Annotated in this window: 17 protein-coding genes and 2 pseudogenes; 8 read left to right on the top strand and 11 right to left on the bottom strand. The window is 70.2% G+C overall.

What is annotated here, in order from left to right:
* From ACIP98_RS34555 to ACIP98_RS34540, 4 genes and pseudogenes are all read left to right on the top strand, one after another.
* Window positions 1–1042 (top strand): PP2C family protein-serine/threonine phosphatase (locus ACIP98_RS34555; protein WP_401979894.1); only part of this gene is annotated, 1042 nt, incomplete at its 5' end.
* Window positions 1039–2133, top strand: a complete 1095-nt coding sequence (locus ACIP98_RS34550) for a cobalamin-dependent protein (protein ID WP_319660844.1) — start codon at window positions 1039–1041, stop codon at window positions 2131–2133. The genes ACIP98_RS34555 and ACIP98_RS34550, both read left to right, overlap by 4 nt.
* On the top strand, window positions 2130–2561 hold the full coding sequence (locus tag ACIP98_RS34545; RefSeq protein ID WP_401979892.1) for an STAS domain-containing protein: 432 nt from the start codon (window positions 2130–2132) through the stop codon (window positions 2559–2561). The genes ACIP98_RS34550 and ACIP98_RS34545 overlap by 4 nt, the downstream gene beginning before the upstream one ends.
* A gap of 48 nt (window positions 2562–2609) precedes the next feature.
* A pseudogene (locus ACIP98_RS34540) lies at window positions 2610–2843 on the top strand (MarR family transcriptional regulator); the annotation flags it as partial.
* Here ACIP98_RS34540 and ACIP98_RS34535 read toward each other — a convergent pair.
* From ACIP98_RS34535 to ACIP98_RS34525, 3 genes are all read right to left on the bottom strand, one after another.
* On the bottom strand, window positions 2814–2990 hold the full coding sequence (locus tag ACIP98_RS34535; RefSeq protein ID WP_401979896.1) for a hypothetical protein: 177 nt from the start codon (window positions 2988–2990) through the stop codon (window positions 2814–2816). The pseudogene ACIP98_RS34540 and the gene ACIP98_RS34535 sit on opposite strands and share 30 nt — an antisense overlap.
* Window positions 2991–3048: 58 nt before the next feature.
* Window positions 3049–3366 (bottom strand): hypothetical protein, encoded by a 318-nt coding sequence (locus ACIP98_RS34530; RefSeq protein ID WP_319661036.1) that lies wholly within the window; start codon window positions 3364–3366, stop codon window positions 3049–3051.
* 337 nt (window positions 3367–3703) lie between these two features.
* Complete coding sequence (locus ACIP98_RS34525; RefSeq protein WP_401979890.1) at window positions 3704–4585, bottom strand: NmrA family NAD(P)-binding protein; 882 nt, start codon at window positions 4583–4585, stop codon at window positions 3704–3706.
* A 123-nt stretch (window positions 4586–4708) separates the two neighbouring features.
* Between ACIP98_RS34525 and ACIP98_RS34520 the strand changes: the two genes are divergently transcribed.
* Window positions 4709–5617 (top strand): LysR family transcriptional regulator, encoded by a 909-nt coding sequence (locus ACIP98_RS34520; RefSeq protein WP_401979888.1) that lies wholly within the window; start codon window positions 4709–4711, stop codon window positions 5615–5617.
* Window positions 5618–6962: 1345 nt separating this feature from the next.
* Here ACIP98_RS34520 and ACIP98_RS34515 read toward each other — a convergent pair.
* Window positions 6963–7526: a dihydrofolate reductase family protein gene (locus ACIP98_RS34515; protein WP_401979886.1), complete on the bottom strand. Its 564-nt coding sequence runs from the start codon at window positions 7524–7526 to the stop codon at window positions 6963–6965.
* A gap of 127 nt (window positions 7527–7653) precedes the next feature.
* Here ACIP98_RS34515 and ACIP98_RS34510 point away from each other — a divergent pair.
* Window positions 7654–8412: pseudogene (locus ACIP98_RS34510) on the top strand (transposase family protein); the annotation flags it as partial.
* A gap of 71 nt (window positions 8413–8483) precedes the next feature.
* Here ACIP98_RS34510 and ACIP98_RS34505 read toward each other — a convergent pair.
* The 7 genes from ACIP98_RS34505 to ACIP98_RS34475 form a co-directional block, all read right to left on the bottom strand.
* On the bottom strand, window positions 8484–8915 hold the full coding sequence (locus ACIP98_RS34505; protein WP_401979883.1) for a VOC family protein: 432 nt from the start codon (window positions 8913–8915) through the stop codon (window positions 8484–8486).
* Between the two features lie 474 nt (window positions 8916–9389).
* Window positions 9390–11810 (bottom strand): glycosyl hydrolase family 95 catalytic domain-containing protein, encoded by a 2421-nt coding sequence (locus ACIP98_RS34500; protein ID WP_401979881.1) that lies wholly within the window; start codon window positions 11808–11810, stop codon window positions 9390–9392.
* A gap of 135 nt (window positions 11811–11945) precedes the next feature.
* Complete coding sequence (locus tag ACIP98_RS34495) at window positions 11946–13007, bottom strand: ABC transporter permease (RefSeq protein WP_401979880.1); 1062 nt, start codon at window positions 13005–13007, stop codon at window positions 11946–11948.
* On the bottom strand, window positions 13000–14508 hold the full coding sequence (locus ACIP98_RS34490) for a sugar ABC transporter ATP-binding protein (protein ID WP_401979877.1): 1509 nt from the start codon (window positions 14506–14508) through the stop codon (window positions 13000–13002). The genes ACIP98_RS34495 and ACIP98_RS34490 overlap by 8 nt, the downstream gene beginning before the upstream one ends.
* 20 nt (window positions 14509–14528) lie before the next feature.
* On the bottom strand, window positions 14529–15599 hold the full coding sequence (locus ACIP98_RS34485; RefSeq protein WP_319660836.1) for a sugar ABC transporter substrate-binding protein: 1071 nt from the start codon (window positions 15597–15599) through the stop codon (window positions 14529–14531).
* A 92-nt stretch (window positions 15600–15691) separates the two neighbouring features.
* The gene (locus ACIP98_RS34480) at window positions 15692–15904 is read right to left on the bottom strand and encodes a hypothetical protein (RefSeq protein WP_401979874.1); all 213 of its coding nucleotides are present in this window, start codon (window positions 15902–15904) and stop codon (window positions 15692–15694) included.
* A complete protein-coding gene (locus ACIP98_RS34475) occupies window positions 15901–17208 on the bottom strand; it encodes an enolase C-terminal domain-like protein (protein WP_401979871.1) in 1308 nt (435 codons plus the stop codon). The genes ACIP98_RS34480 and ACIP98_RS34475 overlap by 4 nt, the downstream gene beginning before the upstream one ends.
* Before the next feature lie 304 nt (window positions 17209–17512).
* Between ACIP98_RS34475 and ACIP98_RS34470 the strand changes: the two genes are divergently transcribed.
* Together ACIP98_RS34470 and ACIP98_RS34465 are read left to right on the top strand one after the other, a co-directional pair.
* Window positions 17513–18232, top strand: a complete 720-nt coding sequence (locus ACIP98_RS34470) for a FadR/GntR family transcriptional regulator (RefSeq protein ID WP_319660833.1) — start codon at window positions 17513–17515, stop codon at window positions 18230–18232.
* On the top strand, window positions 18229–18405 hold the full coding sequence (locus tag ACIP98_RS34465; RefSeq protein WP_401979869.1) for a hypothetical protein: 177 nt from the start codon (window positions 18229–18231) through the stop codon (window positions 18403–18405). Before ACIP98_RS34470 ends, ACIP98_RS34465 begins: the two co-directional genes overlap by 4 nt.
* The last annotated feature ends 3 nt before the right edge of the window (window positions 18406–18408 follow it).

The raw sequence follows: 18408 nt of genomic DNA, 5'->3' as shown, positions 1-18408 counted from the left end.
CGCTCCAAGCGGGCCCACTGTGTATCCGTCAGATCTCCACGTGCGACGGGGCAAGATCATCCCACCTCGAGATCCACTTCCGATACACGCCCTAGTGATCACTCCGCTGCCCGGGCACGGCGTCCCGGCCGGTGCACTGGTCCTGCTGCGCAAGAAGGGCAGCGCCGCCTTCACCGAAGAGGAGGAAGTCTTCGCCCGCCTTTTCGCCGCACGTTCCGGGGCGGCGATGTCGGCCGCCCGCCTGTACGCGGAGCAGGCGGCCATCACCGAGACACTCATGCGGGAGCTGCTGCCTCCGACACTGCACCAGATCGCCGGAGTGGACTTCGCCGGCAGTTACCGCCCATCGGCGGACCACGAGCGGATCGGCGGGGATTTCTACGACGTCTACCCCGCCTCCGTGGAGGGCGAGCCGTCGCTGGTGACTTTGGGCGACGTGTGCGGGAAGGGTCTGGAGGCCGCAGTCCTCACGGGCAAGATCCGCAGCACCCTGCATGCGCTGCTGCCCCTGGCGGACGACCATCAGCGGATGCTCACCTTGCTCAACACAGCACTGCTGACCTCCCACCACGCCCGGTTCGCGACCCTGGTCCTGGCTTCCGCCGTCCGCAAGGGCAGCGATGTGCACGTGCGGCTGACCAGCGCCGGCCACCCGAATCCGCTGATCATCCGCGCGAACTGCACCGTCGAGGAAGCCGACACCCGCGGCACCCTGGTCGGGGCCCTGCCGGACGTGCCCGCGCGCACCACGACCGTCACGCTCGCCCCCGGGGAGGCCTGCATCCTGTACACCGATGGAATCACCGAAGCCGAGGGGGGCCCGATGGGCGACGCCCTCTTCGGTGAAGAACGACTCAAGCGCGCCCTCGCCGGATGCGCCGGAATGCCGTCCGAGGGCATCGTGGAGCACGTCCAGATGCTCGCCTCCCAGTGGCTTGGCAACCGCCGTCACGACGACATGGCCGTCGTCGCCATCTCCGCCCCCCGCACCCATCACCTGAGCGCGGTGAACGGCCACACCCGGGGCAGGTTCACCGCATGAGCACGAGCACCCCGCCTCGCGTCTCGGACAGCGCCCGCCTGCGTGAGCTGTCCGAGCGGTTGTGGACGTCCGTGGCGGCCAGGGACGAGTACTCCGCCACCGAGATCGTCCTGCGTGCCCTCGACGACGGCATCGACCCGGAGTCCGTGCTCTTGGACGTGATCGCGGTGGTCCAGGGCAAAGTCGGTGAGGAATGGGCGGCGAACCGCATCAGCGTCGCGCAGGAGCACGCCGCGACGTCCATCAACGAACGCGCCGTCGCCGCGCTCGCCCTGCACCCCGCCGCCCGGAGGACTCCCGACCGGAGCCGGATCACGGTGGCGTGCGTGGACGGTGAATGGCACGCTCTGCCCGCCCGGTTGGTGGCCGAGGTGCTGAAGTTGCGCGGCTGGCACGTCGACTACCTCGGAGCGCAGGTCCCCGCACCGCATCTGATCTCCCACCTGCACACCACGCAGGCCGACGCGGTCGCCCTGTCCAGCTCGATCGCCACACGGCTTCCCACCGCGCATGCGGCGATCACCGCGTGCCAGGCGATCGGAGTACCCGTCCTGGTCGGCGGCGCCGCGTTCGGACCGGACGGCCGGTACGCGCAGTTGCTGGGCGCCGATGCGTGGGCTCCCGATGCTCGTACCGCCGCCGACCGGCTCGCCGAGGGGCCGCTGCCGCGGCCGCAGGTCGACCACCAGCAGATGGACGATCTGCCGCATCTGGCCGACCACGAATACACGATGGTGGCCCGCAGCAGCGACTCCCTGGTACGGACCGTCTTCCTCGCCCTGGAAGACGCGTTCCCCGCCATGCGCACCTACGACGACCTGCAGCGGGAGCGCACGGCAGAAGACCTCGCGCACATCGCGGAGTTCCTCGCCACCGCCCTGTACCTCGGTGACGTGGACATCTTCACCGGGTTCATCACCTGGACCGCCAGGATCCTCCAGGCGCGAGGTGTGCCCGCGCTGTCCCTGCCGCCGGCCCTGAACCTCTTCGCGCGTGAGCTCAAGGACTTCCCCCGGGCCACCCGTACCCTCCAGCGCGGAGTCGACGCCCTCACGACCGGCCACTCCACCGCCGCCGGAACACCCGCATGACCACACAGCGCCCCGCACTCCAACTGGTCACGGCCGGCACCGAGGACACGGTCCGCATAGAGATCACCGGGGACCTCGACCGCGACAACGCCGAACTGCTCTCGGACGAGGTCACCGCCCAACTCGATGCCCGGCCGAATCTGAAAGACCTGCACCTGCACTGCGCGGGGATCGGCACCGTCGACGCCATGGGGCTGTCCGTCCTGCTGATGATCAGCCGCCGCACCACCGCGGCCGGGACGCGTCTGCACCTGGACGACCGGTCCGCGAAGCTGGACCGGCTCCTCGACATCACCGGTACGCTCGCACACCTCACGGCGACGACCCCCACCCGCGCCACGACCTCGCAGCAGCACGTGGCAGAACCCTCGATCGCCAAGGGGAGAACACAAGCGGCCCGCTTCACCGGACCGGACGGCATCACTTGAGCCACTGCCCGGCCAGCCGTCGGGCAGAGCACACAACGACGGGGAGTCATGCCCGCATCCGAAGCCGCCCCGAGCAGGATCTGCCGTGAGGCCGCCCAGACCGTCAGCAGCCTTACCGAGCTCCTCGACGTCATGTGGGAGCGCTCAAGGGTCTCCACCGCGCCCGCTTCCACCTCACAGCTGCGGCTGATGTATGTCGTCGACCGGCAGGACGGCATAAGGATGCGCACCGTCTGCCACCTGCTGGCCTCCTCACCGCCGAACGTCAGCCGCATGTGCGACCGCCTCCAGGCCATCGGCTTCCTCGAACGCCTCCCCTCTCCGGAGAGCGGCCGCGAAATCACCCTCCGGCTCAGCCCCGCCGGAAAGAAACACCTCCAGGGCATCCGCGAGCAGCGCGAGGCCATGCTCTGTCAGGTCATCGACCACATGCCGGCGAGTGAACTGCGTGCTCTGGCACGAGGGCTCACCGGACTCGCCGCGCAGCTCACCGCCGCCGCCGACGACGAGGAGGGCAGGAGACCCGGCGCACACCTCGCAGCCCCATTCCTGCGCCGAAGCCTGGAGTCGTCTGTGCCATGGCGACTGCCCCGTCGTTGCCGGCACGCTGAATCGGGGTGCTCGGCAAGGTGGCAGCCATGCTCGACACGGGCGGGGATTCTTCCTGGTGATCGGCGGTACGCCGGTCGAGCCTGTCCGGCTGATCGTCCAGGTCGGCTCGAAGCCGGTCCCCGACCTTGGTCAGTTCGGTGAAGTCGTCGGGCGAGACGACCTTGCGTTGCACGACGGAGAAGTCGACCTCCACCTGTTCCCGGAAAGGCCGCCGACCATCGGTCGGCGGCCTTCTGACCGCGGCAGGAAGAGCCGTTGTCGACGATCCAGAACACCCGCTCGGCTCTGGCGCAGGGCTCCCGGCTCATGGTTGCCTGGGGGAGCCGGAAGCCTCCAGGTGTGCGGATTGTCAGCGAACGAGTGGATGTGTTCACGAGACGGCGAGATACGACGGCAGTTGCCCCGGCCCTGCTGTCGATGTGGAGGACGCGGCCGGAGCGGGCGACCGAGGCGGCACGCGCACAGACCGCCGCCGTCGCCGTACGGGCCAGTGCGTTCCTGCGCTGGGCCGAACGCCGATCGGCGTCATGTCAGGACCGGGCGGCCGGCTTGAGGTTGTCCTGGCACCACTGGCGGAAACCGGTGGCGGTGGCGGAGCCCGGGTCGCGGGGTTCGGCGTCGTAGATCCCGTTGTTCTGCGCCTCGACCATGTCCGCCATGTCCTGCGCCAGTGCCGAGCTCGCGCCGCGCCGCAGCATCGCGCCCTGGAAGTCCGCGAGCGGGACCTGGCGATAGCGGACGGTGCGGCCCAGGGTCTCGGAGATGACCTCCGCCATGGCGTCGGGGGTCAGATGGTCGGGACCGGCCAAGGGAACGCGGACCTGCCCGCTCCAGGAGGTGTCGAGGAGGAGCGCCGCCGCCGCGGCGGCGGCGTCCCGGGTGGCGATGGTCGGCAGCGGCCGGTCTGCGGCGTTCGCCATGGAGAACGCCCCTTGTTCCCGGATCGCCGAAGCCTGGTGGAGCAGGTTCTCCATGAAGAACGGCAGGGCCAGCGCCCGGTAGGGAACGCCGCTGGCTTCGATCAGCTCGTCCATGGCCAGCGCGGCAGACAGAAGCCCGCTCTCGCCCTGGTAGCCGCGGCCCAGGGAGGTGACGCCCACCACCCGCACGCCCCGGCTCGCGGCTTCCTGGCAGGCGGACCGGGTGAACTCCAGGTAGTAGCGCCTGGCGTTGTCGGCATCGCGGAACCCGGCCGGGGGCACGAGCCAGAACAGCCGGTCGGCGCCGTCGAGCGCCTTCGTGATCGTGGCGGCGTCGCCGTGGGAGCCCTGCACCACCTCGGCCTGTGCGCGCACGTGCGCCGACAGCCGGGAGGGGTCGCGGACGATCACACGGACCGCCTCGCCGCTGTCCAGGACGCGGTCCACGACCTGTCGGCCGATGGCGCCGGTCGGTGTGGTGATGACGATCATGAATTCCTCCGTGGTAGGCGGTCGGCGACGGAAGCCCGGGGGCCTTGCCGATCGCCTCCGAGTCAACCCGGCGCGAGGGTGCGGGTGAAGGACCGATCTGGACGCCATTGATACCCTGGAGATATGAGTGACCTCGAGGTGCGGCAGCTGCGATACTTCGTCGCGGTCGCGGAGGAGCTGCACTTCGGACGTGCCGCCGCCAGGTTGGGCATGGCGCAGCCCCCGCTGTCCCGAACCATCCGGGACATCGAGCGGCAGCTCGGTGTGGCACTGTTCGAACGGACCACCCGGCAGGTGAATCTCACCGCAGCCGGAGAGGTCCTGCTGCGCGATGCCCGCACCGCTCTGGAGGCGGTCACCGCCGCCGCCCACCGGGCCCGGCAGGCAGGCAGTGGGTCGCCGCGGCTGCGGGTCGCGCTCAAGGCCGACGTCGACGGCGGCTTGCTGCCGCAGATCCTGGGCACCTACGGCGCCGACGAGGCGTCCCTGCCGCCCGAACTGGTCCTCGGAGGATTCGGAGAGCAGCCGCAGGCACTGCGCGACGGCCTCGCCGACGTGGGACTCGTCCTGTGCCCCTTCGACAGCCGCGGCCTGGACAGCGAGCCGCTGCTGACGGAGCCGGTGCTGGTCGCCCTGGCCGCCGCCGATCCGTTGGCCGCCCGGGCCCGGCTGTGCCTGGACGACCTGGCCGACCGCAAGCTCCCCGACGGCTCCCCGGCGGTCCATGGCCGGCCCGTCGAGCACACTCCTCAGCCTGGGACGACGCGGCCGGCGTCGAACCTGTCGGAGATCTTCAGTCTTGTCGAGACAGGCAGCATCGTGTTCTTCGCGCCCGCCTCGGTAGCCCGACGCTACCCGCGACCGGGCATCGCCTACCGCCCGGTCAGCGATCTCCCGGACGCCACCCTGGCCGTCGCCTGGCCCCATGACGCGCGCTCGCCGGCCGTCGCCGCCTTCGTGCGCGCCGCCTGCACCGTCGCCTCCGCGCAGCATCTTCAGGCAGAACCCGTCGCGCCGAGCACCACCACCTGACCGTCGTGCCGGGAGGGGGCGGGCCTCGCGTTCGCACACCTGCCGTGCCGGATAGGGGCGCCGTCGCTCGCGTGGACCTGGTGGAAGCCGGCGCTGTACTCCTCGGTCCCCTCGAAGGGCCGTCCGCGCGGCCCGCCGCGGCTGCATGCTCCGGGTGGGTGAGTACGAGCAAGCCAGCACAAGGCATCATATGTGCGACAATGAGGTACATCACGTACAAAAGGAATATTTATGTAAATCCTTGGCAATGAGGGAGGAATGGTTATGGCGCATCGAGGAGCCGGCGGTGCACCCCTGTCCGCTTCCCGTGCCAACCCCAGCCTCGCCCGCGACTGCGACACCTGTCTCGGATGGGGATCCGTGATCAACAGTCAAGGTCAACACGAACTGTGCTGGGACTGCCAGAAGCCCAACGCCCAGGCGACCTCCGTGACGGCCTCGCGCGTAAGGGCAAGGCGCCTCCGAGTCGGCGGCCACTACGTCTCGCCGTTCTGACCGTCGGCCCGGCGCCGGGTGTTCATCAGCTGGTCGGCTGTGCCGAGGTGGGTTCCCGGGTGTGGTCGATGCAGGCTGAACTGGCGCTGCGGGGGAGTGCGCGCCATCAAGCAGGGACATACGACCGCCCTCGATCCCCCGACGTTCATGCGGCCGGCGTGCCCATGGCCGGCGTGAGGCGCATCCTGGAGACGCGGCCCTGCTCGCATGCCGGCAACTCCGCGCCTTCCGGGCGGGGCCGACCGTAGTGAGGGAAGCCCCCGTCGCTCGTGTGCCGCGGCGGGGGTCGGCGGTGGCAAACCCGTTTACGCCGGACCCCTGGCTCCCCGCGTCAGTCGATGAACTCGGGGTCGGTCAGACCCGATGCCGGGGTCCAGGCCCGCGCGTCGGAGGACGTGAGCAGGCGGCTCGCGCTGACGGCAACGCCCGAGCGGCATGACGATCACGCGGTGGTCCAGAGTCCGGAATGCGTGCGCCATTGCCCGCATGCGGGCTGGAACCGCTGCCCCGCCCGCACGTCCCGAGCAGGACGTTGCCCCCGCGTCGGGGTTGCCTGAGCAGACGGCTCGCACGCCCGCCGAGCGCCACTCCGCGCGCGTCGGCAACGGCGACCGGGGACGCTGAGAGGGCGAGTCCGGGGGCCACGGTACGGAACCCGACAGGCCGTCGTCCGGAGACCCCCTGATGCGCCGCTCCATCGGCCTGCCAGGGGCCTTGGATGCGTCGACGGTCGGGTGTTGTCCGTCCGACTGGGCTGCCCCAGATGGTGGTTCACAGCGCCTCGCGCAGGTCGTCTCGCTGAGAGAACATCACTGGCAGCCCGTTCGCCCCGGGTCGGCGGACCGGTCGGCTAACGCGCCACGCGGTAGCGGAGGTGGACGACTCCTGAGCTGAAGGTGCGGGTCTCGACCGGTTCGAGATCCACCCGGCGCTCGTGCTGGGGGAAGAACGGAATGCCGCCGCCGACCAGTACCGGGTAGACCCTGGGCCGGTACTCGTCGATCAGACCCGACGCGGCCGCCTCGGCGGCGAGAGTCGCCCCGCCGATCGCGATGGTGCCGTCCCCCGGCTCGGCTCGCCATCGCCCGATCTCCTCCGTCAGGCTGCCGGAGGCCAGGCGGGCATTGCCCTGCACCGCTGACAGCGTGGTGGAGAACACCACCTTGGGGAGCGCCTTCCAGAGCGCGGCGAACTCGAGCGTTGAGAAGTCGAGCGATGGACTCTGGTCGACGGTCTCCCAGTAGAGCATCGCCTCGTACAGCCGTCGTCCCAAGAGGTGGACGCCGGCCTCTCGCACCTCGTCGGTAGCGAAGCGAAAGACCTCCTCGTCGACCGGAGTCCAGTCGAAGCGGCCGTCCGGCCCGACGACGTAGCCGTCCAGTGAGACGCCCATCGAATACGTCACGCTGCGCATCAGAAGTCCTCCTCGGTCACGGTGTCGACAGTACGACCGCCGGACGCCGCAGGACTCATCGCGACGCGAGATCCACTGGGCCTAAGGGCCGTCCCGTAAGTGATCTAGCGGTGGGATGATCTTGGCTGTGGCTGGTGTGATCACGGCGTCCGAGTCGTCCCGGACAGCCCCGTTCACCGGGTTGAGCCCGCGTGCCTTTGGCCAGTTGGCGGCGCAGCTGCGCCGTGAGGGTGTCGCCCCTGGTCGGGGCCGGCCGTGGAAGCTGTCGCCGGAGGACCGGGTCCTCTTGGTCGCCGCGTACGGGCGGACCAACCTGACGATGCGACAACTGACCCCGCTGTTCGGGGTGTCGAAGTCCGCGGCCGACCGGGTCATCGACCATCTAGGACCGCTCCCGGCGTTCTGGCCCCGCCAGCGGTTCGCCGAGGACGCCGTGCTCATCGTGGACGGCACGCTGGTGTCCACCCGCGACCACAAGGTGGCCGAACAGTGCGAGAACTACCGCTCCTCCACCACCCACCAGGTGGTCATCGACGCCGGCTGCCGCCTGGTTGTCGCGGTTGGCCGACCGCTGCCGGGCAACCGGCACGACTGCCGGGCCCGGGCCGAGTCCGGCGCCAAGGCCTCCGTCGGCAACACCACCCCGATCGCCGACGGCGGCTACGCGGGCACCGGCCTGGTGATGCCGCACCGCCGCCCGGGCGAGGGGCTTCCCGACTGGAAGCAGGTCCACAACAAAATCGCACAAGCAGGTCCGCGCCCGCGTCGAGCACTGCTCCGTCCGCATGAAGATGGAAGATCCTCCCGCGACTGCCGCCTGCGCGGCGACGGCGTCCACCACGCCATGCTCGGCATCGCCCCCCCACGCAACCTTGCTCTCACGGGACAGCTCCTGCCGCATAGGGGACCTGAGAGGTCCACGGGAGACGGCTCCCCACCTCGCCGCCTGGAGGAGTTTCAGGCGAGGCAGAACTCGTTGCCCTCGATGTCCTGCATCGTGATGCACGACTCGTTGACGTCATCGGCACGCTGCGTCAGCACGTGTTTCGCGCCGAGAGCCATCAGCCGTGCGCATTCGCCCTCGAGTGTGGCCAGGCGCTCGTCACCCACGAGCCCGGCGCCGGCCCGCACGCAGAGATGCACCCGGTTCTTGACGACCTTGCCTTCGGGAACTCGCTGGAAGAGCAGGCGTGGACCCACACCGGAGGGATCAGTGCACGCGAAGTAGATCTCATCCTCAGGCGGCAGCGAGCGGTGGTACTCCTCCCACGTGGCAAAGCCCTCCGGGACCGTCGGTACGACGTACCCCATCACCTCGCACCAGAAAGCAGCGAGGCGCGCAGGTTCCGCGCAGTCGAAGGTCACTTGGAACTGTTTGATCGTTGACATCGGCGCACGATAACAGAGGTCCCGCTCATCTCCCTGGGTGGGTGGGTCCGCACGTTGTCGGGAGGAGGGCCCCCGCTGTCCGCTGCTGTGTCGTGCGGTCCGGGGGTGAACCAAGGACGGTGCCTCCCCCCCCAAGGGGGGATCTGGGATGCGATCCCGGCCAGCCACTCTCGTGCTGCCAAAGATCAGTTACGGGACAACCCTTGGTCACCTCGCCGGATCATTACGTCGAGAAGGCCGCACCGGCACCACGTCAGCCACCTCCGGCCACCACCCGGCCGCATGCCGGAGGCCGCGCCGGCGCGGTGCACCTCGAAGGGCCCCCGGCGCATCGGCGCCGGGGGCCCCTCGTACCGGTCGGGTCGGCAAGGCGACTCGAGTGGGTGCGGCTGCCGATCACCCTGGCAGGGACCCGTCAGTACACCCGTACCCGAGTCGCCGTAACCGTGACGCGGGCTGCGGCGGCCCGTGGTGTCAGCGCGGCTTGATCGTGTAGTCGCGGCCTCCCGTGACCTCGAACACCGCGACGGTGTCCTCCGGACGTTCCACAGGGGGCCGGCGCGGGTGACCGGGGGCGTCCACGTCGACCGGAACGGCGGTACGCAGCCGGACGGTGCCGTCGTGCCGCGCCGCCAGGCGGGCGTGGGACAGCGCTCCGCCGCGCCAGTCGAGATCGACGGTGAGGCCTCCGCGGGCGAGCAGGCCCTTGACGCGTCCGTCCGGAAGCTGGGGAGGCAGCGCGGGCAGCAGATGGACCTCGTCCGTGTGCGACTGGAGCAGCCATTCGGTCACGCCCGCCGTGGCACCGAAGTTGCCGTCGATCTGGAACGGCGGGTGGAGGTCGAACAGGTTCGGCGCGGTGCGGGAGGGCGTGAGGAGGTCGCTGAGCAGTTTGTAGGAGCGGGCGCCGTCCTCCGCCCGCGCCCAGAAGTTGATCTTCCAGGCGAGGGACCAGCCCGTGCCGGCGTCGCCGCGTATCTCCAGTGTCTTCAGGGCGGCCTGGAAGAGGTCCGGGGTACCGCGCTTGGTGATCTGGTTGCTGGGGTGCAGGCCGTACAGGTGGGAGACATGGCGGTGCTGCCGCTCCGGGGCGCCGGCGTCCCAGTCCTCCTGCCACTCCTGCAACTGCCCCAACGCACCGATCTTCATGGGAGGCAGCTGGTCCCGGGCCGCACGCACCCGCTCCATGTAGGGGCTCGGGGCACCGAGAGTGTCACAGGCCGCCAGGTAGCCGTCGAAGAGGTCGCGCAGGATCTGGTTGTCCATGGTCGGCCCGGCGCACGCCGACACACCGTTGTGGTGGGCGTTCTCAGGCGACACGGACGGGCAGGTGACGAGGTGTCCCGTGCCGGGGTCGAGCACGAGTGAGTCGAGGAAGAAGCGCACCGCTCCCTCGACCACGGGCAGGCGACGGCGCAAGGCGTCGCGGTCGCCGGTGAAGCGGTAGTGCTCCCAGACGGAGGTCGCCAGCCAGGCGCCGCCGGTGGGCCACATCCCCCAGAAGGCGCCGTCGACGGGCGCGGTCCCGCGCCAGGCGTCCGTGTTGTGGTGCGCCACCCAGCCGTCCGCGCCGTACTGCACCCGGGCCGTCTTCTGCCCGGCCTGGGACAGGTCGTCGAGGAGCGCGAAGATCGGTTCCCAGCACTCCAGGAGGTTGGTGGTGGCGGCGGGCCAGTAGTTCATCTCCGTATTGATGTTGATTGTGTACTTGGAATCCCAGGGCGGAGAGAGCTGGTCGTTCCAGATGCCCTGCAGGTTGGCGGGCTGGGTGCCCGGCCGGGAGGAGGCGATGAGCAGGTAGCGGCCGTACTGGTAGTGCAGCGCGATCAGTTGCGGGTCCTCCGTCTCGGCGAAGGCGGCCACCCGCTGGTCGGTCGGCACGCCGGCCGCGTCGGTGGTGCCGAGGTCGAGCGTGACGCGGCGGAAGAGCGCGCGGTGGTCCCGTTCGTGCCGTGCGCGCAGCTCCTCGTACGGGACGGCGGCAGCGGCGTTCAACGGGCCCTCGGCGCGGGCACGGTGGTCGCCCGAGGCATCCGTGTAGTCGAGGTAGCCGGTGCCGACGGACACCAGCAGGGTCGCCGAGTCGGCCCCGGTCACCGTGAGCGTGCCGTTCTCGCTGCGCACGGTACCGCCGTGGGCGTCGGCCCGGACCAGTGCGCGGAAGCGGACCTGTCCGGTGACTCCCTCGCGGGTCTGCCCGACACCTTCCAGCGCGGCCGTCAGCAGGTCGGGGGAGTCCGTCCCGGCCTGCTGGGGAGTGTCGAAAGCCGCGCTGAAGGACAGGCCGCCGCGGCCTCCGGCGGTGAGCCGGACCACGATCACCTGATCGGCGTGGCTGGCGAAGACCTCGCGCCGGTACGCGACCCCGCCGCGGCTGTACGTCACGGTCGCGACGCCCCTGTCGAGGTCCAGTTCCCGTCGGTAGCCGGTGACGTCGCCTGTGCCCGCGACGGTGAGGCGCAGGTTTCCGACGGTCTGGTACATCAGCTCGCCGACCGGTATGCCCATGAAGGACGAGTCGATCAGGCTCTGGGCGGAGCTCCATTGCCCGGCGAAGACCCTGCGCCGGATCTCCGCGAGGTTGGCCAGGCCCTTGGGGTTGGCGGGCTCGTAGGGGCCTCCCGCCCACAGCGTGTCCTCGTTGAGCTGGAGTTGTTCGGTGTTCACGCCACCGAACACCATCGCGCCGAGACGGCCGTTGCCGAGCGGCAGGGCCTCCAGCCATTGTGCGGCGGGCTTGTCGTACCACAGGGAAAGGGGAGACGGCTTGGGGGCGGGGTGCGGCTCCGGTCCCGGAGCGGGATGCGGCGCCGCGGCCGCCTCGGCGGCCGGCAGTCCGGCGGTCAGCGCGGCCGTAGCGGCCGCGGAGGCGACGAGAAAGTCTCTTCGTTCCACGGGGTTGCCATGCCTTTCGGTCGCAGGTGTCCGGGCCGGTTCCGAGGAGTGCGCCGCGGAACCGCGGGCGCGGTCCGCACGCTCGGTCCGCACGCGCGGATGGCTGTCGCCCGGCTCGGCCCGGTCGGAGGGTTCCTATTCCTGGGCCCTGCCGCCCGTGATGCGGGACAGCGCCAGGGCGATGAGGATGATCGTGCCGTTGAGGGCGCCGATCCACTGCGCGGGAACGCCGCCGAGGGTCAGGACGTTCTGGATCATGAACAGCAGCAGGATGCCCGTGAAGGCTCCGAACATGGTGCCCTTGCCGCCGTTGAGGCTGATGCCGCCGATGACCGCCGCCGCGAAGACGGTGAAGATGTAGCCGTTGCCCTGGGCGGAGGCCACCGAGGCCAGGCGTCCGGAGAGCAGCAGGCCGCTCAGCGCCGCCAGCACGCACGCGGTGACGATGACGGTCCACAGCACACGGTCGGTACGGATGCCCGCCGCTTTCGCCGCGTCGACGTTGCCGCCGATCGCGTACAAGGAGCGGCCGAAGCTGGTGAAGCCGAGCACCACGATGCCGGTGGCGAACAGGAGCAGGCAGATCCACACCGAGGCGGGCATGCCCGCCCACTGGGCGGTGCCGAGGTAGAGCATCGACGGCGGCAGCTGGAAGAACGTCTGGCCACCGGAGATGCCGGTCAGGACACCGCGCAGCACGATCAGCATGCCGAGCGTGACGATGAAGCCGTTGAGGCCGAACCGGATGATGAACAGGGCGTTGACCACGCCGATCAGCAGACCCACCGCCAAGGTGACCGGCACGGACCAGCCGCCGGGCAGCAGGCCGATTCCGTGCGTCGCGCCGGCCGGGACGGTGAGCCAGGCAGCGACCCCGGGTGCGATCCCCATCGTGGACTCCAGGGAGAGGTCCATCTTCTTGACGATCAGCACCAGGGTCTGGGCCAGGACGAGCAGGGCGATCTCGGACATCGTCTGCAGGACGTTGATCAGGTTGTCCGCCTGGAGGAATACCGGATTGACGAACTGGCCGACGATCGCCATCGCGATGATCGCGGGAACGAGCGCCAGGTCGCGCAGTCGTGCGAGAGCGATCCGGTGACCGCTTCCGGTCGCCGCGGCCGGCCGCACGCCCGCGGCGTCGGGCGACCCGCCGTCCGGGCTCTTCTCGGCAGCCGCGGCCGCGCTGTCAGACATCGAGGTCCACTCCTTCCATCGCGGCCACGAGCTCGTGGTCGTGCCAGCCTCCGGCCCTCTCGGCCACGACGCGGCCCCGGAACATCACCAGGACCCGGTCGCACGTGCGCAGGTCGTCGAGTTCGTCGGAGGCGATGAGCACCCCGGTGCCGGACTCGGCGATCGCCTCGACCTTGCCGAGGAGGAACTCCTTGGACCGCACGTCCACGCCGGCGGTCGGATTGATCAGCACCAGTACTTTCGGATCGTTGGCCAGGGCCCGGGCCATGACGACCTTCTGCTGGTTGCCTCCCGAGAGTCCGGAGACGGGCAGCTGCGGCCCCGGTGTCTTGATCTCCAGCTTGTCGATCATCGAGCGGGCGTAGGCGTCGCGGCGGCGGTTGTCGATGAGGCCCGCTGAGCCGAGCCGTTCGGGGATGGTCAGGGTCCCGTTGTCCGCGATGGACATCTCCGGCACGAGCCCCTGGTGGTGACGGTCCTGGGGGACGAACCCCACACCCGCGGCCAGCGCGGCGGGGACGCTGCCCGGCCGCGGCCGGACCCCCGCGATCCGGACCGTTCCCGTTTCGGCGGCCCGGAGTCCGACGACCGTCTCCGCGACCTCGGTACGGCCGCTGCCGGCCGCGCCGGCGAGACCGACGATCTCCCCGCCCCGGATCTCGAAGGACACGTCGCGGTACGTTCCCCGCACAGCCGCGCCTTCCACCGCGAGTACGGCGGGGGAGTGGGTGCCGGCGGGCCGGCGGCGCCTTTCACCGCCCCTGTCCGCGCTGTCGCCCGTCATGGCGGCCACGAGTTCGGCCCGGGGCAGCTCCGCCACGGGGGCGGTGAGGATGTGCCGGGCGTCGCGGAGTACCGTGACCATGTCGCAGATCTCGTAGACCTCCTGCAAGTGGTGGCTGATGAAGAGAAAGGTGATGCCCTGGCGCTGGAGGTCCCGGATCCGCGCGAACAGCCGGTTGATGGCCGATCCGTCCAGTTGCGCGGTGGGCTCGTCCAGGATGATGAACCGTGCGCCGAACGACAGCGCGCGGGCGATCTCCACGAACTGCCGCTGTTCTATGCTCAGTTCTCCGGCGGGGGTGCGCACGTCCACGTCGACCGACCAGGCCTGCAGGACCTCGCGTGCCCGGCCACGGACCGTGCGCCAGCTGATCAGGCCACCCCGTCCCCGGCCGTGCCGGTTCAGGAAGAGGTTCTCCGCGACCGTGAGCTGGGGGATGACGGTGGACTTCTGGTAGACGCAGGCCACCCGCCTGCGCCAGGCATCCCGGTCGGCGAGCCGGGGGGCCGGCGCGCCGTCGAAGGCCACCGTCCCCTCGTCCGGTGCCTGAAGTCCGGTGAGGACGGAGACGAGGGTGGACTTGCCCGCCCCGTTGCGGCCCACGAGCGCGTGCGTCTCCCCGGGCTTGATCGTGATCCCGGCGTCGTGCAGCGCGACCGTGGAGCCGAACCGCTTCGTCAGCCCCGACGCCTGGACCACGGGATGAGCCGTGACCATGGTGTGTACCGCCCTTCCGGTCAGCCGAGGTTGTTGCCCCACAGGGACGGGTCGTCGCTCTTGAGGCTGGCAACCCCGCCGTAGGTGCCGCCGTCCGCGGTCACGAGCGGGGCGGAGAGCTGATCCTCCAGCAGACCCTCGCGGACCTGGATGATCGTGCTGTCGTGGTCGGTCTTGCCGGGCTTGAACGTCTTGCCGTCGATCGCCGCCTTGAGATACGAGAGGGCGTACTTGGCGTACAGGTCGGCGGGCTGGGAGACCGTGGCATCGATCTTCCCGGCGGCGATGTCCTTGAGCTCCTCGGGGATTCCGTCGTTGGAGACGATGAAGACGTGCTTCTCGTCATCGGGGCCGACCAGCAGGTTCTTCTGCTTGAGCACCTGCAGGGTGCCGGCGAGCGCGAAGCTGGACTGCATGTAGACACCCTTGATGTCGGGGTGCGCGGTCAGGTCGGTCTGGAGCTTCTGCGCCGCGACCGCCCCGTCCCAGTTGGTGGCCTCACCGAGGACCTTGATGCCGGGGTAGTTCTTCGCCATGCACTCGTTGAAGGCCTCGGTGCGGTCCCGGCCGTTGATCGAGGCGAGGTCGCCCTGGAGCATGACGACCTTGCCCTCGCCCTTCAGCTTGGTGCCGAGGAACTGGCAGGCCTTCTCGCCGTAGGCGCGGTTGTCGGCGCGGACCACCATGTAGACGTTGCCGGTGTCGGGCCTGGTGTCCACCGTGACGACCGGGATCTTCTTGGCTTCCATCTGCGCCAGGGTCGGCGCGATGGCCGCGGTGTCCTGAGGCGCCATCGCGACGCCCTTGACGCCCTGGCTGATGAAGGTCTGTGCGTTGGCGGTGAGTTTGGCGACGTCGTTCTGCGAGTTGGTGGTCTTCAGGTCCAGCCCGAGTTCCTTGGCGAACTCGGGGGTGTACTTGATGTAGGAGTTCCAGAAGTCGGTGTCGGAGCGCGGGTAGTCGACCCCGATCACTGTCGAACCGCCGCCCGTGCCCGACGAGGATCCGGAGTCGCCGCAGGCGGTGAGTGCGAAGGCGGTCAGGGCGGCGAGGCCGCCGAAGCATACGTGCCGGGTGAATCTGAGCTCCATTGCTCGTTCTCCTTGCCGGTGGGTCGCAGGGGCGGGGCTGTACGCCGGCGGACGTGGGGGCGGGCGTGCCGGAGTCCGGGGAGGGGCCGGGATCAGGCGCGCGGGCGGACGGGCAGGCCTCCGGTGCCTCCGCCGGCGGCGTCCGCGCTGATGCCGGTGAGGGGTTCGGGGACGTCGTCGGGGGTGAGGCCGGGGCGGGCGGTCCTGGCCCCGCGGAACGCCGGCAGGCGGGCTGCGGCCGGCCGGATGCCGCAGGTGGCGCCGGTCCCGAGCGCCTTCGGGCCCGCTGACTCGGGGGCGCTCATCCGCCGGCCTCTGCGGCCCACACGGGGCCGTCGGGATAGCGGTGGTCCTCCAGGGACCGCGGATGCAGCTCGGCGCCGATACCGGGAGCGATGGGCGCCAGGTAGCGGCCGTCGCGGATGCGCACCGGGTCGGTGAAGTGCCCGTGCAGATGGTCGACGTACTCGATGACCCGGTCCTCGGTGGTGCCGCTGACCGCCACGTAGTCGAACATCGCCAGATGCTGCACCATCTCGCACAGCCCGACCCCGCCGGCGTGCGGGCACACCGGGACGCCGAACTTGGCGGCCAGCAGCAGGACGGCGACGTTCTCGGTGACCCCGGCGGTGCGGCTGGCGTCGAGCTGCAGCACGTCGAGCGCGCCCGCCTGGAGCAGCTGCTTGAACATCACCTGGTTGTGGGTGTGTTCGCCGGTGGCGACCTTGACCGGAGCCAGCGCCCTGCGGATGGCGGCGTGGCCGAGGATGTCGTCCGGGGAAGTGGGCTCCTCGATCCAGTACGGGTCGTAGGGCGTGAGCGCCGCCATCCAGTCGATCGCCTGCCGCACGCCCCACGCCTGGTTGGCGTCGACGGCGATCCTGACGTCCGGGCCGACCGCCTCGCGCGCCAGCCGCATCCGGCGTACGTCCGCCTCGCGATCGGCGCCGACCTTCAGCTTGATCTGCCCGAAGCCCTCGGCGACCGCTTCCTTGGACAGGCGCACCAGCTTCTCGTCGTCGTAGCCGAGCCAGCCCGGAGTCGTGGTGTAGGCCGGGTAGCCGTGCTCCAGCAGGTGCGCGGTACGCCGGGCGCGGCCGGGCTCGGCGCGTCGCAGGATCTCCAGCGCCTCGTCACGGGTGAGGGCGTCCTGGAGGTAGCGGAAGTCGACGAGGTCGACCAGCTGTTCCGGGGAGAGCTCGGCCAGCAGACGCCAGACCGGCTTGCCGGTACGGCGGCCGTACAGGTCCCAGACGGCGTTGACGACGGCTGCGGCGGCCATGTGGATGGCCCCCTTCTCCGGGCCCAGCCAACGCAGTTGGCTGTCGCCGGTCAGCCGACGCGAGAAGCCTCCCAGATCGGCCAGTACCTCCTCGACGGGCAGTCCGACGACCAGCGGCGCCAGGGCCCTGATGGCGGCGACCTCCACCTCGTTGCCGCGGCCCACGGTGAAGGCGAGTCCGTATCCCTCCGCCCCGGCACTCGTACGGACCGTCACATAGGCGGCCGAGTAGTCGGGTTCGGGATTCATGGCGTCGGAACCGTCGAGTTTACGCGACGTGGGGAACCGTACGTCGACCGCTTCGACTGCGGTGATCAGCTCAGTCATCGCTTCCGGCGCCTCCGGCTCGGAGGCTCCGGCGCACTCCCCGCTTCATGGCAACCACCCGTCCTCATGTGTCAACGAGATGTTCTCTTCGTTGCGACCAGCGTCGGACATTGGATGGATTTATAGAGTCGGCTCGCATGGATGTCCATACCCCCGGCAGGCAAAGGATCGCGAGACGCTTCTGACCTGCAGTTATGTGACAGTCCCACATCGGGCGTGGAGTGCGGGCCATCCCATGTATTCCGCAGTGATGGGATGTATTGCTACGCTGCCGCCGCCTGGGCGACGAGCAGGGAGCAGACGGATGTCTTTGACCGACAAGGCGATCGACCGCATCAGGGACCTCATCCACTCGGGCGAGCTGCGGCCCGGCGCCAAACTGCCGCCCGAGCAGCAACTGGCAGCGGAGCTGGGCCTGTCCCGCAACCTCATGCGGGAAGCGGTGAAAGCGCTGGTCGTCGCCCGGGTGCTGGAGATCCGCCGGGGCGACGGGACGTATGTGACCAGCCTGGAACCGGAGTTGCTGCTGAGCAGCATCGGTTCGGCGGTGGAGCTGCTGCGGGGCGACACTCTGCTGGAGCTCACCGAGGTGCGCCGGCTCTTCGAACCGATCGCCACGGGTCTGGCCGCCACGCGGATCTCGGCCGCGGGACTGCGGGAGGTCGAACGGCATCTGGAGGCGATGCGGGCGGCCCTTGACGACGTGGAGCGCCTCAACGAGCACGACGCGGCCTTCCACCGTGCCGTCGTCGCGGCCACCGGCAACGCCACCCTCGCCACCCTGCTGGAGGGGATCTCCGGGCGGACGCTGCGTGCCCGTGTCTGGCGTGGCCTGGTCGACGACGACGCCGCGGGACGGACGGTCGCCGAACACGAGGCAATCCACCGGGCGCTGGCCGCCGGTGACGCCCCCCTGGCGCAGGCGGCCGCCCTCTTGCACGTCAGCAACACCGAACAGTGGCTGCGCGAGCACCTCGAACCCGCCTCCGGTGCCACGGGCGACGTCCCGGAGGGCCGGCGGTGACCCGGCACGGCGTCGTCCGCTCGAAGGCCCGGCCCAACGACCCGCCGCCCGCCGGCGGGCACGTGACACCGACGACGAGGAGCAGCCCGATGGGATTCCCGCGCGCCGGCGACGTCGTCAGGGCGGAGATCGAACGGCCCAGCCGCAGGCGGCACGTCCTCGGGCGGGCCTGATGC

Origin of the sequence: Streptomyces sp. NPDC088354 (genome assembly GCF_044753585.1) — a bacterium.
GTDB lineage: Bacteria > Actinomycetota > Actinomycetes > Streptomycetales > Streptomycetaceae > Actinacidiphila.
The sequence above is the reverse complement of the archived record's forward strand: the minus strand, read 5'-3'. Positions and strand labels throughout refer to the sequence as shown.

Coding starts and splice junctions, on each gene's coding strand:
- ACIP98_RS34550 (WP_319660844.1), top strand. CDS start 1,039: ATGAGCACGAGCACCCCGCCTCGCGTCTCGGACAGCGCCCGCCTGCGT.
- ACIP98_RS34545 (WP_401979892.1), top strand. CDS start 2,130: ATGACCACACAGCGCCCCGCACTCCAACTGGTCACGGCCGGCACCGAG.
- ACIP98_RS34525 (WP_401979890.1), bottom strand. CDS start 4,585: ATGATCGTCATCACCACACCGACCGGCGCCATCGGCCGACAGGTCGTG.
- ACIP98_RS34520 (WP_401979888.1), top strand. CDS start 4,709: ATGAGTGACCTCGAGGTGCGGCAGCTGCGATACTTCGTCGCGGTCGCG.
- ACIP98_RS34515 (WP_401979886.1), bottom strand. CDS start 7,526: ATGCGCAGCGTGACGTATTCGATGGGCGTCTCACTGGACGGCTACGTC.
- ACIP98_RS34505 (WP_401979883.1), bottom strand. CDS start 8,915: ATGTCAACGATCAAACAGTTCCAAGTGACCTTCGACTGCGCGGAACCT.
- ACIP98_RS34495 (WP_401979880.1), bottom strand. CDS start 13,007: ATGTCTGACAGCGCGGCCGCGGCTGCCGAGAAGAGCCCGGACGGCGGG.
- ACIP98_RS34490 (WP_401979877.1), bottom strand. CDS start 14,508: ATGGTCACGGCTCATCCCGTGGTCCAGGCGTCGGGGCTGACGAAGCGG.
- ACIP98_RS34485 (WP_319660836.1), bottom strand. CDS start 15,599: ATGGAGCTCAGATTCACCCGGCACGTATGCTTCGGCGGCCTCGCCGCC.
- ACIP98_RS34480 (WP_401979874.1), bottom strand. CDS start 15,904: ATGAGCGCCCCCGAGTCAGCGGGCCCGAAGGCGCTCGGGACCGGCGCC.
- ACIP98_RS34475 (WP_401979871.1), bottom strand. CDS start 17,208: ATGACTGAGCTGATCACCGCAGTCGAAGCGGTCGACGTACGGTTCCCC.
- ACIP98_RS34470 (WP_319660833.1), top strand. CDS start 17,513: ATGTCTTTGACCGACAAGGCGATCGACCGCATCAGGGACCTCATCCAC.